This is a genomic window from Chryseobacterium vietnamense (assembly GCF_031454475.1).
Lineage (GTDB): Bacteria > Bacteroidota > Bacteroidia > Flavobacteriales > Weeksellaceae > Chryseobacterium > Chryseobacterium vietnamense.
Genome location: NZ_JAVDQX010000001.1, coordinates 1068906 through 1084436, shown reverse-complemented (window position 1 = coordinate 1084436; position 15531 = coordinate 1068906). Strand labels below are relative to the sequence as shown.

Here is a 15531-nt window from a genome sequence, read left to right as displayed (position 1 = left end):
CTACTGAATTTATAACAGAGAAATTATACTTTTAAACATTGTTTATAAGTGTTAAATATACACTTATATTTCAATACATTCCAACAAAGTACTTGATTTAAAGCCCGAATGTAAATTATTCCATAAAATAGTTGAATTCTTTCCTGTACTGAGAAGGGCTTTTACTGATATATTCTTTAAAAGTCCTGTTAAAATAGCTGAAGTTATTGAACCCCGATTCAAAGCAGACTTCCGTAATACTCAAAGGCTGTTCTGCAAGCAATTTGAGGGCATGGGTAATTCTGTATTCGTTGACAAACTGCGTAAAGGTTTTATTGGTAATTTTTTTAAAGTAGCGACAAAAAGACGGTACTCTCATATTGGCAAGATCAGCCATTTCTTCGAGGGTTATGGCTTCCTTGAAATGGTCTTTAACGTAATTGAATATAAGATTGATCCTTTCATTGTCTTCAACCTGTGTCTGAAGGTAATATTTTCCTGCATTTAAAATTCTGTAATCCTGGGTAACAGACAGTTCATCCAATATTTTCAGAAATCTGCACAACTTGTCCAGTGAGGAAGTTTCATGCATCTCAGTAATCTCCTTTCCTATTTTTTTCTTCACCTCTTCCCCAAACACAATACCCGCTTTTGATTTTTCCAGTAAAGCCGAAATCCTCTGCATTTCCGGTATATCCCAGACAGGTTCTCCTAAAAAGTCAGGTTTAAACTGAATGACCATTTCATACTCATTATGTGTACTTTCATTGGTCAGTCCGCAATGTGGAAGATTGCTTCCGATCAGTACAAGATCTCCTTCTGAAAAATAAGAAATACTGCTTCCAATCTGTCTTTTCCCGGAACCTTTGCATACAAAGATCAGCTCAATCTCAGGATGGTAATGCCAGACATGGGATTTTATATTCTCATTGGTGAGAAATTTAAGGCTGGTAAAGCTGCTTCCTATATTGGGCCTTATCGCTTCAAAAGAAGGATTTACATGTTTCATACTCTAAAAACAAATAATTTCATATGCAAAATTAACAAATACTACACCAATAACACCAAACAAGGTTAATATAGTACATTAATATGAAAATTTAATTATAGCCTGGGAACTGTCGCTGCCATAGCTTTGCAATAGTAATTCTAAAAGCCTTAACCCATGAGCACATTATTAAAAGCCGTATTTTTTGCTGGGGCCTTCTTGTTCTCCGCAAATGTAATGAGTAAGGACAGAGATTTTTCCCTTTCCTTTGGAAATGTACAGGCCAAAACGTTAAACTTTGAGCTTTCAAATGCTAAAAGTGTTTCTGTTTTTGTCTACAACACTGCACATGATGAGCTATTTTCGGAGAATCTTGCAGATGGAGACCATGTGATGAAGACTTATGATTTTCAAAGCTTTACACCGGGAACGTATTACCTGGTAGCAGAATCAGAAGCCAAGATAGAGAAATACAAAATCAAAATTGGTGCTGATAATGTAATGGAGGTTGAAAAAACACCTGTAAGTGCTGTGCATAAGCCTGAATATACTATTTCCGGGCATATGGCCAAGCTTCACATGTCTGATGTTAAAGGGCCTGTAAGCATTTCAGTATATGACCTTTCCAATACAACGTATTATACTTCAAACAAAAAATATGCTGACGGCAAAGTGGATCTCACTTTTGATCTTGATCCTAAAACAGCAGATCAATACATTATCCAGGTTGAAGAAAACGGAAATGTTTTTAATAAGATAATTTCTCTCCGATAAAACGGAATATATACAGATAGATTGACCTATCGATGATTCCAATTATTTTGGATTAAAATTTTACTTACAGTTTATTGTTTTGAGGCAGCTCCATTTCCGACCAGGAAAAAGAGCTGCCTCATTTTTTAATTGTGATGCCCCATGTCCAATTTGATCTTTTTCAGATCTTCCAGCTCATGAACAGGACGTTCTATGTCGTATGGAATAGGCTTTTTGGAAAAAGTCTGGAAATACAGCAGGCAGGCATCTTTCCACCATACCGCATCTTTTGACTGAATTCTGAGCTTTGACTGAACATCTGCAAACCTCTGTTTGTCTATATAAGGTTCCATTCCATCCCAGGTTTTCTGATAATCCCTTACCTTTTTCACCCCGGAATCATACGTATAGCACAGCTCGTCCCATAGGGTTTTCCCATCTTTCATCGTATAATCCCAAGGAACATGATGAAACCACAGAATAAGATTTTCCGGGCAGATTGAGATATTGCCGTACCTTTCATTAAGTGGCGGAAAATACTGTGAAACAGCATTACTCCCTGTTTTTGTTCTGTTGAAACCCAATCCCTGAACATCAGCCTGATGGTAATAGACAGGTGACCAATCCGGCCTTCCGCCTTTATAATCTCCCCACGGTTCAGGACCGTAATGATGTCCACCCGCAAAGATATGGTGCAATCCTAATGGCATCATATACTCTACAGCAGTTTCTCTGGAAGAAAGCATGATTTCCTTTACCGGATTCAGGAAGTTCTGATCGTCTGTGAAGGTCATTTTAACCCATTCATTGGCAATCTGCTCTGAACTTAGCTGATGGTTCCATGCTAATCTCCCGAATGCATACCAGTTGGCCTGTGCAAAATGATGCCCGGTCCAGTTGGTGTCTTCCCCGATATTGGCAACGGCAGAAATGGCTGTCAATTTTGCGGGTCTTAACGTACCGTCTGTTATTTTAGCAATCGTAGAGCCCTGGCCGTCAGAATAGGTGTCGCTATCCAATGTTTCCTTGAATAAAGGAGCCAGAAAAACGAGATGATTTGAAAAGCCCAGATATTCCTGGGTGATCTGAAACTCTACCATTTCAGAAGTCTTTCTTAAAGCTCCGAAAAGCGGATTAAACGCTTCGCGCGGCTGGAAATCAACCGGACCGTTTTTAATCTGAATAATCACATTATCCCTGAATTTACCGTCCAGAGGAACAAATTCCAGATAAGCCTGTTTAGCTCTGTCGTCTTTGCTAGGACTGTAGACAAAGGCTCTCCACATGACGATTCCGTTGTAAGGTTTCAGGGCATCAGCCATCATATTGGCTCCGTCTGCATGGGTTCTTCCGTAATCCTGAGGACCCGGCTGCCCTTCGGAATTGGCTTTTACCAGAAATCCTCCGAAATCGGGAATCAGCTTGTAAATTTCAGCAGCTTTATCTTTCCACCACTTTTGTACGTCTTTATTCAATGGATCTGAATTTTGTAATCCGCCCAGCACTTTAGGTGAAGAAAAATTCACGGAAAGATATACCTTGATGCCATATGGTCTGAAAATATCGGCCAGAACCTTTACTTTTTTAAGATAGTCTTCCCTAAGCATATTGGGTGATGCATTCACGTTATTTAAAACAACGGAATTGATTCCTACAGAAGCATTGGCTCTTGCATATTCTTCATAGCGCGGAGAAATTTTACCGGGTAAATCTTCCCATTTCCAAAGTGATCTTCCTGCGTATCCTCTTTCAATACTTCCATCCAGGTTGTCCCAATGGTCCAGAACTCTTACATCGTATGATGGTTTTTCAATAGTATTTAAATGTGACAGATCGGCTTTTGTCTGCTGCAATCGTAAGATATGATAGACTCCATATAACAATCCTATTTCTTTCCTTGCGGAAATAACGACTTTTTCAGGGGAGGAAACAATCCTGTAACCGTCTTTCAGGTTTTTGTCTTTGTTTTCTGTACGAAGTTCCACCACCTGTCCCAGCCAGTGACTGCTCAGCTCTTTTCTGGCAATATTCAGGGTTGGACTGCTGCCTTTGGAAATAATTTGATCTGCCGATATTCCGTTTTTTGCAGGAAACCGTAGCCAAAGCTGACTTCCGTCTTCAGCAAAAACCAGTAACGGAAATATCAGAAAAAATAGAATGTTGAGTCTCAGATATCGCATTGAAAAATTTTAAGTTATTAAAGATGATTATGACTGGTTTTCCAAACCTTCAATCGTCTTGATTTTACCTTCCAGATCGTATTCCAGTTCTATTACTTTCATACTTCTCAGCCATGTTTTACCGCCACTCGGAACAGAATCATGGAAAAACAGATACCATTTTCCTTTAAACTCCACAATGCTGTGATGGGTTGTCCACCCTACTACCGGAGTAAGAATTTCTCCCTGAAAAGTAAACGGACCGTAAGGATTATCCCCTGTTGCATAGCAAATCAGGTGAGTATCTCCTGTTGAATAAGAGAAATAATATGTACCGTTGTACTGATGCATCCATGATGCTTCAAAAAACCGGTGCTTATCCCCATGAAGCAGTGGTTTTCCGTTTTCATCGATGATAACAACATCTTTAGGAGCTTCAGCAAATTCAAGCATATCATCGCTTAGCAGAGCTACCTTTGAGTGGATTGCAGGTTCGTCATTTTCAGGAATTAAAGCAGATTCAAGTGCTTTATTATCTCTGTAGCGCTGCAATTGTCCGCCCCAGATTCCTCCGAAATACATATAATATTTTCCGTTATCTTCAAAAATGCAGGGATCGATGCTGTAACTTCCCATCATCGGATGTTTTTCAGGGATGAAAGGCCCGTAAGGTTTATCGCTCACAGCGACACCGATCCTGAAAATGTCATTCTGATCTTTAAGAGGAAAGTACATATAATATTTGCCGTCTTTAAAGGCCACATCGCAATCCCAAAGCTGTCTCCCCGCCCATGGAATATCTTTTACCGAAAGGACTACTCCATGATCTTTAATTTCTCCCCCGTCCACATCATCCATTGAGAAGACATGGTAATCATTCATGTCGAAATGATCTCCGTTATCGTTTTCTTCAATTCCGCTTTCGCGGTCGTGAGAAGGATAGATATAGATTTTATCTTCAAAAACGTGAACGGAAGGGTCTGCCATATAATCTTCCGGGAATAAATATTTTGATTTTTTCATTAAGTAAAAATTCTATTGATTTTAATTTTTCTCTGCCAGCTTTATTATCTTTTGTACTACAGGTTTTTCCTTGTCTTTTCTGTCAAACAGTAACGGATAATCTGTTCTTCCTTTCACCGGAAAATCATTTTTCCAGGATTGTTTGTCGGTAACGCCCCACAAGGTTACTCTTCTTATTTTGTCTTTATGTTGTAAGAACAAACCAAAGAAATCAAGGTAACGCTTTTCCCATTTTGCTTCTACTTCTTTGGGAAGTCCTTTGGTGTAAGGATTCATTTCTTTCTGATAAGCAACGGTATCCGAAACATTGGCGGAGCTTCCCCATGGAGAAGGCAGCGCACTGATTTCAAGTTCTGTGATATTAACCTTAACTCCTGCATTAGAATAGGCAAGAATCGCTTTCTCATATTCATCGATAGAAGGGTTATCCATCCCGACATGGGCCTGCATTCCTACCCCATCAATACGGATTCCTCCTGATTTAAGTTTTTCAACCATTTTAATGACTGTTTTTACCTTTTCCGGATACCATTCATTATAATCGTTGTAATATAATTCTGCATTGGGATCGGCTTCCTGTGCATACTGAAATGCCAAAGGGATAAAATCTTCACCCAGGATTTCATAAAACTTACTTTTTCTGTAAGTTCCGTCTTCAAGAATCGCTTCATTGACCACATCCCACCCTTTTACTTTTCCTTTGTAGCGTGAAACTACGGTTATAATGTGGCTTTTCATGCGCTGTTTCAATACTTCCGGAGAAACATCTTTTCCGTTGCTGTCTTCAAAAAACCATTTTGGAAGCTGGGAATGCCAGATTAACGTATGCCCGATGAGGAACATATTATTTTTCATCCCGAATTCAACAAATTTATCGGCATCATCAAAAAAGAACTTTCCTTCCTGAGGCTGCAGAAACATCGATTTCATGCAATTTTCAGCAACAATAGAGCTGAATTGTTTTTTGATAATCGCTGCTGCTTTCTGATCTGTCCCGTCAATCTGAGGAAGACTCATCGCAGTTCCGATGTAGAATTTATCCTGAAATGCTTTTTTTAAAGTACCGTCGGATTTCTGCGCCGACAGCCCGGAAGCGGTAAGAGCCGCCAAACCAATTAAAATACGTTTCATAGTAATTGTTTTATTTTCTTCTTTCAGCCAGATCTTTTTCAATCTGAACTTCCATTTTTTTGTTGATTTTGTAAAATAAAAGCAGTCCGCATGCGATGAAAAACGGAATGGACGGGAATATGCTCACAAGCATTTTGGCTCCTGCCGCCACTGTTTCAGGCTGAATCACCTGCTCGCTTCCGTGTACAGAAATATATCCGTATTTTCCTATAATCAAAGCTACCAGAGAGCTTCCGATGCTGAGACCCACTTTCAATCCTACCATCATGGCAGAAAAGATAATAGCGGTAGCCCTGCGGTTGTTCTTCCATTCCGAATAATCGGCCACATCAGCAATCATAGCCCATAAAAGCGGTGTGCTGATTCCGTAAAAAAATCCGTGTACAATCTGTGATAAAAACATAATTCCTACTGCTTTCGGAGGATAAAATATAAAAGCGAGGATGAATAATGTAGAAATGAATAATGACGCAATAAAAGTGTCACGCTTTCCAAAGCGGTCTGCCAGTTTTTTAGAGAACGTAATCCCTACGATCATCATCACAATTCCTCCTGCATTAAACAATCCGAATCCTGCAGACTTTGGGTCTTCTCCGAAGAAATTCATCCCTGCAGAATTAAAAAATGCTGTAATGGGTGAGATAAAACTTTTGAGAGCATTCTCATCCACATAATTGTTAAAATAATATACATAAGATCCTCCTTTCATGGCCAGCGTGATGAATATAAATGCGGTCACGGTGAGCATAATAATCCATGGCCTGTTTTGAAATAAGTCTTTTAAATCTTCTTTCAGACTTGATTTCTGCTCCGGCTTGGGAATGATTCTTTCTTTGGTCGTAAAAAAGGTAATCAGTAACATGACGGATCCGATCACAGCCAGCCATGTCATAACGGTTTCAATTCCCTGTGCTTTGTCTCCGTGTCCTACATATAAAATGATAGGAAGCATGAATACCTGTACAAAGAACTGTGCAAACATCACCGCTACAAAACGGTACGAAGAAATACTGTTCCTTTCTCCCATATCTCCCGTGATAACACCGCTCAGAGCAGCATACGGTAAGTTATTGGACGCATACAATAACAGTAATAATGAATAGGTTCCCGCAGCATAGATCATTTTACCCTGATAGGAAAAGTGAGGTGTACTGAAGGCCAAAAGTGCTGCAATACCAAGCGGTACAGCAGTAAATAAAATCCATGGACGGAATTTCCCCCATCGTGAGCTTGTACGGTCTGCCAGCGCTCCGATAAGCGGATTAAAGCCAAACCCGGCAATTAAACCTACGGTAAGGGTAATGACAGAAGCATCTTCTGCTTTGAGTCCGTAAATATCCGTATAAAAATAGGTCAGGTAGGTCACTAAGGTCTGAAAAACAAGGTTGGCCGCCAGATCTCCCAGGCTGTACCCTACTTTTTCTATTACCGATATTTTTTGTGGCTGATTATCCATTGATTTTGATAAGATTTTCTATGTTAAATTAATTTTTTTCTGTGGTAAAAGGTGAAGCAGGAAGGCCGCTTTTGTTTTTAAGATTACCGTCAGGGTTATCTGCCCAGTCGTAGCGTACATTGACAGGGCTTGTGATCTGATCATTCCATACCATGACTTTATTTCCTTTTGCTTCTGCTTTTGCCCACTGATAGCTGCCGTCTTTCTGCTGTATGGCAAAACCTGTAAGGCTTCCCTGTACCAGATCATCTGTTCCGGGTTTAAAGGATAGGATAATGGTATTTCCTTCTGTTTTCATCGACTGATAAACGGGTCCGTCAGCTATGATTTTTTTACCTTCCCCGATTTTCAGGGCCTGTAAAGCAAGTCTGTCACCCACTGTTTTTTTATTGAGCGGGTGAATGTCATTCCATTCTCCCAAATCAATAGCCACAGCAAGTCCTGTATAAGGAACATTGAGGGAAACCTGTCTCTGCTGCTCTCTCAGCTCAGCCCAACCACTATCCAGAGGCTCATCTTTTTTCTCCATGAAATTGGCCAGCTGTACAATCAGGAATGGCATATCTTTTTTGTTCCACTTTGAACGCCAGTCTGAGATCATGGTTGACAGCAAATCTCCGTATTCTTTTGATTTCCCGGTATTACTTTCACCCTGATACCAGATAAATCCTTTGACTTTATAATTGATCAGTGGATTAATCATGGCATTGTAAAGTCCAACTGGTTTCCATCGGATAAATGTTTGTCCGGGAGCCATTTTTTCCATTTTGGCTCCTATTTTATATTTCCACTCGCCTTTAAGGTCTGTTTTTTGTCCGTCGATTTCCAGATAATATGGTTTATCAGCAATAAACTGCCCTTTTCCGCTGCCATTGATGACTCTTACCGTAATGATATTCTTTCCTTCTTTTAAAACGCTTTTCGGAATATCATACCAGCGTGGCGGATATTCATAGGTTACATTGCCTACTTTAATTCCATTGATGTAAGTAACATCAGCATCTTTTATCCTTCCCAGATTTAAAAATGCTGTTTTCTGGTCTGCTCCTTTGGGAAGAATAATTTCTTTACGCAACCATACCGAACCGTCAAACGGGCCTTCCTGATCTTCCCATGATCCCGGAACCATCATGGTTTTCCATCCGGAATCATTGGCGTTATCTTTTTCCCAGTGCTGGTTGAAACCAATGTCGCTCTGATCCAGCTCTGCATACCATGCTTTGCTTAATGATCTTTCCTGGGATTCTGTAGATTGTATCAACTCATCATTTTTCCATTTTTCTGCTTCAGCAAGATATTCCGGATATTTTTTCAAAGTTTTTTCATCCATCCAGGCCTGAACCGGAGAGCCTCCCAGACTGGTATGAATAATGCCTACAGGCACTTTGTTTTTTTCATTCAGTTCTTTGGCGAAAAAATAAGCAACCCCTGAAAAATTAAGGATGGTCTGAGGATTTGTACTTTCCCACTTTCCTCCGTCAAGATCATTTTGCGGCGCTTTAAAATTGTATTTCTGCGGAACCGTGAAGAATCTTATATTCTGATTATTGGCGTTTTTAATTTCATCTCCATACAAAGGTGTGAGCCTGCGCATCGGAAGTTCCATATTGGATTGTCCTGAAGCTACCCACACATCACCAATAAGAATATCTTTTAGGGTAATCTCATTAATTGTCATGATATACGGACCTCCCGCAGTAAGCTTTGGAAGCATAAGAGACCAGTTGCCATTTTGGTCAGCTGCTGCATGGTACGTTTTATTGATAAATTTAACCGTAATTTTTTCTCCTGCATCTGCATATCCCCAGATTTTCAGATCCTGATTCCTCTGTAGGATCATTCCGTCTGAAACCAAAGCAGGCAGCCTTACTTTTGCATAAAAGCTGCAAATGCCTGCAAGAAAAAATAATAAGTATAAGATTCTGTTTTTCATGGGAAAAATCTGTTTTTAATTTTGGTTAAGCTTTATTTCTTTTCGTAATTTTCTGACAGTATACGGACTTCAATGATTTTGGCGGCCATCAATTTTTCATCCGCCAGGAATTTTACGGTAAGATTTTCTTTATTCTTTTCTGAATCCGGTATCGGAAGGACCAGATATTGAGGTGAAGCTCCGGACTTCCCTTCCAGATTTTGAGCAATGATTTTTTTACCGTTGATCTCAATATTCAACGTACGATTGTTATTGGCATCAAAATACAGCAGGTAAAGGAATGAAGCGTTTTTTCCGTTATTTTTCATCCGGTAACTGAACCAGCTTTTGGCTTCACGGAAATGATGGTCTTCCATATACCCTGTGCCGGAGTCTTTGCTTTCTATAAAATGATCTGATTCCGGCTGCTGTTCGCCCAGCTGGATCTTATCTGCCGTGATCATATCCAGGTTTCTGGTTTCAGCTTCTTCTTTTGCCCTTTGCTTCAATGTATTTTCTATTCCGTTTTTGTCCGACTGTGGCCAGTACAGAATATATCTTTCTGCCTGAATACTGTAAAACGGCACAAGACTTAAGCCTTTTCCGAATTTTTCAGACGGATAAAGTCCTGTAATGGCAAAGTTGAGCGGTCCATTGTTTGAGGGCTTAACATGATTGACCACCTCGGAGGAATTCCCAAGGATAACCGGAATTTCATTTAAAGGGATCTGCGGACCATGAGCAATATGGCCTCCTCTGCTATCGTCCGCAAGAAGTCCCTGTTGGTTTTCGGCTCCGTATGTTGCAGCAAGCACTACAGGCCCGTATTTAAATGCATAATAATTGGAATGGTCAGGCAGCTGTTCTGCGGAGATATGCATGGGTAAAATCATTTTTACGACATCTCCCTTTTTCCATTTTTTAGTAAGGGTAAAATAACCGTCAGAACCGCGCTGTACTTTTTCCTGTTTTCCGTTGATCAGAATCTTTACTTCCGAAGGTGTGGTCCATTCCGGACATCTCAGTTTTACATCAAATTCTGACTTCCCTGCAGCATCAAAGATCAATGTTGTTTCAGGAACTTCCGGGAAGTTATTGACCTGACGGAGCACTACATTTTGCTCTTTCCATGTCAGTGTGGAAGGGATAAACAGGTTCACATATAAATCCTTATCCGACTTTGCATAAATCATTTCTCCATATTTCGCATGGTTTTCCATTCCGGATCCTACGCAGCACCAGAAGCTGGTCTGAGGCTGTGAATATACACGATAATGCCCGGGACGCATTGGGGTAAAATACACGAAGCCTCCCTGATCATGATTTTCTGTGGAAAGGATATGATTGTATAATGCTTTTTCGTAATAATCGATATAGTAAGATGCTGGCAGGGTTGCATAAAGCTCTTTGGTCAGCTTTAGCATATTATAGGTATTGCAGGTTTCCGGACCTTCAATACTTTTTATCATGCTGCTGAAATCATTGACAGGGTTAAAATGCTCACTCACACTGTTACCTCCAATAACTGAAGATCTTTTCTCTGTAACATTATGCCAGAAAAAATCAGCGGCATTACTCCAGGACGTATTATTTTCAAGATCGGCAATCCGTTTATATCCGATTACTTTTGGAATTTGTGTATTGGCATGAAGTCCTGTCAGCTTATCTTCACCTGCTAAAAGCGGTGTAAGGATAGTCTGATGGGAAAAGCGGTGAGCCAGTTTCAGATATTTCCGGTCATGGGTGATCTCATAAACATCTGCAAAAACTTCGTTGAGTCCTCCATGTTCACTGCGCAGCATATCCTGAATCTGTTCATCGGAAAGGTCTGATACTTCATTCAATATCCAATCTGTCAGTCTGATCAGCATTGTTTTTGCTTTTTCATTTTTCGCATACCAATAGGCATCACGTAATCCTGAGTACAGCTTATGAATATTATACAATGGAACCCAGCGGTCATTCAAACCGAAGCCTGAGGCACGAATGTTCCCCTGTTTTATTTCTTTCCAGATCTTTTTCCCGTCGGGAATTCCTGAAATGTATCCGTCCGGAGAGATATTCTGGCAGCGTGCCAGTTCACTGATCATATAATCAATTCTCTGTTGTATTGTATTATCTCCTGTAGAGGCATACATCAGGGATAATGCGGAAATGTAATGTCCTCCTATGTGGCCGTCCAACCCTGTGTTTTCCCAATTGGGATAATTGTCTGCTTTGGGTTTCAGTCCGGCTTCTTTAAGGTAAGGAGCCAGCAATCTGTCCGGTTCCATGGCCATGAGATATTGACGGTCTGCCATCATGGCTTTATTGAAAATACTTTCTGATAATTTTACAGTTTCCAAAGGGAAATAATGAATTTTCTTCTTTACCTGTGCAGAGGTAAATGCAGCAAAACATAATAAAATAACTGAAAGTTTTGAAGTCATGGATAAATGTTAATTCAACATTTCTAAAATAATGGAAAGAATCTATATACAAAACATTTCCAACGTCTGATTCAGTTATTTTTTTATTTAAAACTTTCTACAAAGCCCTGAAAATAGCAAAAAACGCAGTAGCTTATCATAAAAAATAAGATATTAAAACAACAAAAAAACAAAGCTGTAAAATCATATGATTCCCTATGAAAATGAGTTGAGAATGTATTTTGATAAAAAACCCAACGATATACTGAATACCTTATCGTATTTTTAACAGTAAGCCTCTTTACTTAATTATTATTAACATTAAATCTAATTTTAACACAACTTTAACATTCCATTCATGTATAATTAACCTGATTTTTGTGATAATTTTCAGTTTTACCAACTCATCAAGCTCCCAAAATATGCTTTAAGAATAATTTTAATGAAATAAATCATTTATATTTAAAAGTGTAATAATCACATTTATATAATATTGTATTCATAAAAGATTTACCTTTGTAGTAAAATATAAAAGATGACCGAGGATTACTCCCAATATCCCAAACACCTTGTTGCCGTTGACTGTATCATTTTCGGTTTTGATGGCGAAAATCTAAAAATACTTCTTGTAAAAAGAAATTTTGAACCGCAGATGGGCGAATGGTCACTGATGGGCGGCTTCGTTGGCGGTGAAGAAACTTCAGATGAAGCAGCTAACAGAGTGCTTTTTACACTAACCGGTCTTGAAAATATTTATCTTGAACAGCTGAAATGCTATACGGAAATTAACCGTGAGCCAACAGCAAGAATCATGTCTATTTCCTATTATGCACTGATCAATATTGAGAAAGATATTCAGATCAATGAGCAGTACAGTGCAGAATGGGTAGAACTGCAGAAAGCGCCTGATCTTATCTTCGATCATAATGAAATGGTAAAGGATGCTGTAGCCAGGCTGAGGAGAAGAGCTTCCACAGGACCTATCGGGTTTGAGCTTCTTCCTGAAAAATTCACAATGAAGGATCTTCAGAATCTTTACGAAGCTATTTTTGATGAAAAATTTGATAAACGGAATTTTACCAGCAAGATCAACAGTATGGATATTCTTTTGAATACCAACAAAAAGGATATGACCTCTTCCAGAAAAGGATCTTTTCTTTACCGCTTTGACGAAAAAAAATACAACAAAAAAATCTCCCGCGGATTTATGTTTAAGATCTAATCTATACAACTGTATACTTTTGAAAATGAATTTGTAGAAAGTTAACAGTTTGGAGTGATACAAATTCCGCATACTCTTATTAGAAATCTCACTTTTGTGAGATTTTTTTGTGTACTTACCGACAATTTCAAGCAAACCAAACAGTTATTTTCACTTTTTTCAGAATGATCATAATAAAAATTTATGATAAGGTTTTTTATTTTCTCCTACCACACAATAGATTATAATTAAATAGTTTATAATCGTATTTATGATATGTAATTTTTTGTTAATTTTTAATAAAATATTGATTTATATTTAATATTATACTTATTTTTATATAAAACTAATAACCATATTTAACAGCAGCTCAAATTTTCACAAACCCATCCTCACCTTCATGGGAAACCAGAAAAAGAGAGAAAAAGATTTTCAAATCAGAAACTGAATAGAAATGATTCAATTGTTCTGTTAAAACCATTGTTGAAGAAACGGAAACAAGTAGTTGAGTAGTTTTAATAGAACAATATAGCATCAATCCTCATTCAAATCCAGCGTCAATAAATCAGAAAGTTTTACTTATCTGCGCAATACTCCTGTGCAGGATGGGAAACAAGTTATTGAAAGCTAAAAAATAAGACCAAACCTTTAAATATATCAATTATGAAAACAAACAAAACGTGGCTTTTTCTGGCCTTTCTGTTAATCATTCTTTCCAGCTGTTCCACGATGGATGAAAAAAATCTACTAGAAGAAGCTGAAACCAACTTAAGTGCCAGCGTTAGCGCAAGAGCATTGGCAGCAACACCAATGCTGCATGTTGGAGGCAAATACCTTAAAGATCCCTGTGACAATAATGTTGTCTTACATGGTGTGGCCATAACTCCCAGCCCCTGGTTCAATGGCTGTCAATATGGTGCTAATTCCGGCTACTGTACCTGGGATAATTATAATGTACAGGGCGCTCTTAACTATAATAAAGCAGTCATGAACAAGCTCAGCAACGCTGCTGATGGCTGGTATCTCAATTACATCCGCCTCCATATTGATCCGTATTGGACCAATGATCCCGGACCGTCTATCCCTGAAAACGATATCTCAAGATTCAATTATAACCGTCTGGTAACATATACCGATCAGGTGATAATCCCACTGATTAACCACGCCCGCAGTCTGGGAATGTATGTCATCCTACGTCCACCAGGCGTATGTCCGAGCCGTATTGCAGTGAATGATGCATACCATAGCTATCTTAAGACGGTATGGACTTTCCTTTCTCAACATCCCGGATTGAAGAATGCTGACAATGTAATGTTTGAACTTGCCAATGAACCTGTTGAGATTCTTGGAACAAACGGTACATGGGGATCAACGGGCAACGAGCATTTTGCCGCGCTTAAAAACTTCTTCCAGCCACTGGTTAACATCATCCGTAACAACGGGGCCAATAATGTTTGCTGGATTCCGGGTACGGGCTGGCAATCGCATTATCAAGGCTATGTCAATAACCAGATCACCGGTGGTAATATTGGTTATGCTGTTCACATCTATCCTGGATATTGGGGTGGTGTCAATAACTATCAATCCTTTCAGAATGCATGGAATATCAATGTTAAACCGATTGCTGACATTGCACCAATCGCCATTACAGAAACCGACTGGGCACCACAGGGATATGGTACTTTCGGTATTGGTACAACAGGTACGGCAGGCGGAAGCGGATTTGGCGCCAATTTAAAATATATAGTGGATCAGTCAGGCAATGTAAGCTGGAATGTTCTTGCCCCGGATAATCTCCTCCATAAGGGCGACCCTAATGCAGGAACGGCCTACAACAACGATTGGGAAGCCTGCGCCGCACCAGTTAAACAGTGGTTCCAGCAATATGCATCCTCCAATTATCCTGTTGGAAACTGTAATACAAACAACGGTCTGGTTAACAATGGTATTTACGAAATCGAATTTCAGACCGATGCCAATAAAGTACTTGATCTGAAATCCGGAGAGGATGCCAATGGTGCAGTGCTAAGACCATGGACAAGAAATGGCGCTTCTGCACAGCGATGGGTTGCCATTGATGCGGGTAATGGCTACTGGCGCTTTGTATCCAAAGCGAGTGCATCCAATCGCTGTATTGATTTAGCCAGCAACAGCAATACACTGGGAACTGCAATCCGGCTTTGGCAAAGCTATAGTAACGATGCACAAAGCTGGCAGGTAGTTGCCGCTTCAAATGGTTACTACAAAATTCTGTCCAAGGTGGATCCTACACGTGGCTGGGACATTCCCAACTGTACCATGGATGGTAATTCAAACTTACACCTTTGGGATTATTACGGTACGTCCTGTCAGTTGTTCAAGTTCAAATATATTGGGATGAACTGATATCAATAAAAAAACAGGATGCTTTTTAAGCGTCCTGTTTTTTTTATATGCAAAAAGTCAATTTTACTTCGCAAGACAATGGTGAATTTTTAAAAATTGACAGTGAAACGAATTCACTATTGATCATTCGCTTTTA

The 15531-nt window shown here is 39.4% G+C and carries 10 protein-coding genes; 3 read left to right on the top strand and 7 right to left on the bottom strand.

Translation table 11 applies throughout. The annotated features are described in order from the left end of the window. Positions 1 to 115 precede the first annotated feature (115 nt). Entirely contained in the window at positions 116 to 988 is an 873-nt protein-coding gene (locus J2786_RS04765; RefSeq protein ID WP_047430866.1) for an AraC family transcriptional regulator, read from the bottom strand. 156 nt (positions 989 to 1144) lie between these two features. Here J2786_RS04765 and J2786_RS04760 point away from each other — a divergent pair, with 156 nt between their 5' ends. Continuing rightward, the gene (locus J2786_RS04760; protein ID WP_047430869.1) at positions 1145 to 1741 is read left to right on the top strand and encodes a hypothetical protein; all 597 of its coding nucleotides are present in this window, start codon (positions 1145 to 1147) and stop codon (positions 1739 to 1741) included. 125 nt (positions 1742 to 1866) lie between these two features. Here the strand turns inward: J2786_RS04760 and J2786_RS04755 are convergent, their stop codons facing one another. From J2786_RS04755 to J2786_RS04730, 6 genes are read right to left on the bottom strand one after another with little or no spacing between them, the layout of a single operon-like run. Beyond that, the gene (locus J2786_RS04755) at positions 1867 to 3900 is read right to left on the bottom strand and encodes an alpha-glucuronidase (RefSeq protein WP_047430871.1); all 2034 of its coding nucleotides are present in this window, start codon (positions 3898 to 3900) and stop codon (positions 1867 to 1869) included. Between the two features lie 27 nt (positions 3901 to 3927). Next, positions 3928 to 4902, bottom strand: coding sequence for a glycoside hydrolase family 43 protein (locus J2786_RS04750; protein WP_047430874.1), 975 nt, complete (start codon positions 4900 to 4902; stop codon positions 3928 to 3930). Positions 4903 to 4923: 21 nt separating this feature from the next. Next, positions 4924 to 6033 carry an endo-1,4-beta-xylanase gene (locus J2786_RS04745; RefSeq protein ID WP_047433279.1) on the bottom strand — a complete coding sequence of 370 codons (1110 nt, stop codon included), beginning with the start codon at positions 6031 to 6033 and terminating at the stop codon, positions 4924 to 4926. 10 nt (positions 6034 to 6043) lie between these two features. Then, positions 6044 to 7489 carry an MFS transporter gene (locus J2786_RS04740; protein WP_047430876.1) on the bottom strand — a complete coding sequence of 482 codons (1446 nt, stop codon included), beginning with the start codon at positions 7487 to 7489 and terminating at the stop codon, positions 6044 to 6046. A gap of 28 nt (positions 7490 to 7517) precedes the next feature. Then, positions 7518 to 9422 (bottom strand): sialate O-acetylesterase, encoded by a 1905-nt coding sequence (locus J2786_RS04735; protein ID WP_082001957.1) that lies wholly within the window; start codon positions 9420 to 9422, stop codon positions 7518 to 7520. Positions 9423 to 9454: 32 nt separating this feature from the next. Beyond that, complete coding sequence (locus J2786_RS04730) at positions 9455 to 11830, bottom strand: glycoside hydrolase family 127 protein (protein ID WP_047430879.1); 2376 nt, start codon at positions 11828 to 11830, stop codon at positions 9455 to 9457. Between the two features lie 514 nt (positions 11831 to 12344). On the opposite strand from J2786_RS04730, the gene J2786_RS04725 reads away from it, so the two are divergent. Both J2786_RS04725 and J2786_RS04720 read left to right on the top strand, forming a co-directional pair. Continuing rightward, the gene (locus J2786_RS04725; RefSeq protein WP_047430882.1) at positions 12345 to 13031 is read left to right on the top strand and encodes an NUDIX hydrolase; all 687 of its coding nucleotides are present in this window, start codon (positions 12345 to 12347) and stop codon (positions 13029 to 13031) included. Between the two features lie 642 nt (positions 13032 to 13673). Further along, positions 13674 to 15395 carry an RICIN domain-containing protein gene (locus J2786_RS04720; protein WP_047430884.1) on the top strand — a complete coding sequence of 574 codons (1722 nt, stop codon included), beginning with the start codon at positions 13674 to 13676 and terminating at the stop codon, positions 15393 to 15395. Positions 15396 to 15531 lie beyond the last annotated feature (136 nt).

Excerpts from the sequence above, each read along its gene's own strand:
- J2786_RS04765 (WP_047430866.1), bottom strand. The coding sequence starts at position 988 with ATGAAACATGTAAATCCTTCTTTTGAAGCGATAAGGCCCAATATAGGA.
- J2786_RS04760 (WP_047430869.1), top strand. The coding sequence starts at position 1,145 with ATGAGCACATTATTAAAAGCCGTATTTTTTGCTGGGGCCTTCTTGTTC.
- J2786_RS04755 (WP_047430871.1), bottom strand. The coding sequence starts at position 3,900 with ATGCGATATCTGAGACTCAACATTCTATTTTTTCTGATATTTCCGTTA.
- J2786_RS04750 (WP_047430874.1), bottom strand. The coding sequence starts at position 4,902 with ATGAAAAAATCAAAATATTTATTCCCGGAAGATTATATGGCAGACCCT.
- J2786_RS04745 (WP_047433279.1), bottom strand. The coding sequence starts at position 6,033 with ATGAAACGTATTTTAATTGGTTTGGCGGCTCTTACCGCTTCCGGGCTG.
- J2786_RS04740 (WP_047430876.1), bottom strand. The coding sequence starts at position 7,489 with ATGGATAATCAGCCACAAAAAATATCGGTAATAGAAAAAGTAGGGTAC.
- J2786_RS04735 (WP_082001957.1), bottom strand. The coding sequence starts at position 9,422 with ATGAAAAACAGAATCTTATACTTATTATTTTTTCTTGCAGGCATTTGC.
- J2786_RS04730 (WP_047430879.1), bottom strand. The coding sequence starts at position 11,830 with ATGACTTCAAAACTTTCAGTTATTTTATTATGTTTTGCTGCATTTACC.
- J2786_RS04725 (WP_047430882.1), top strand. The coding sequence starts at position 12,345 with ATGACCGAGGATTACTCCCAATATCCCAAACACCTTGTTGCCGTTGAC.
- J2786_RS04720 (WP_047430884.1), top strand. The coding sequence starts at position 13,674 with ATGAAAACAAACAAAACGTGGCTTTTTCTGGCCTTTCTGTTAATCATT.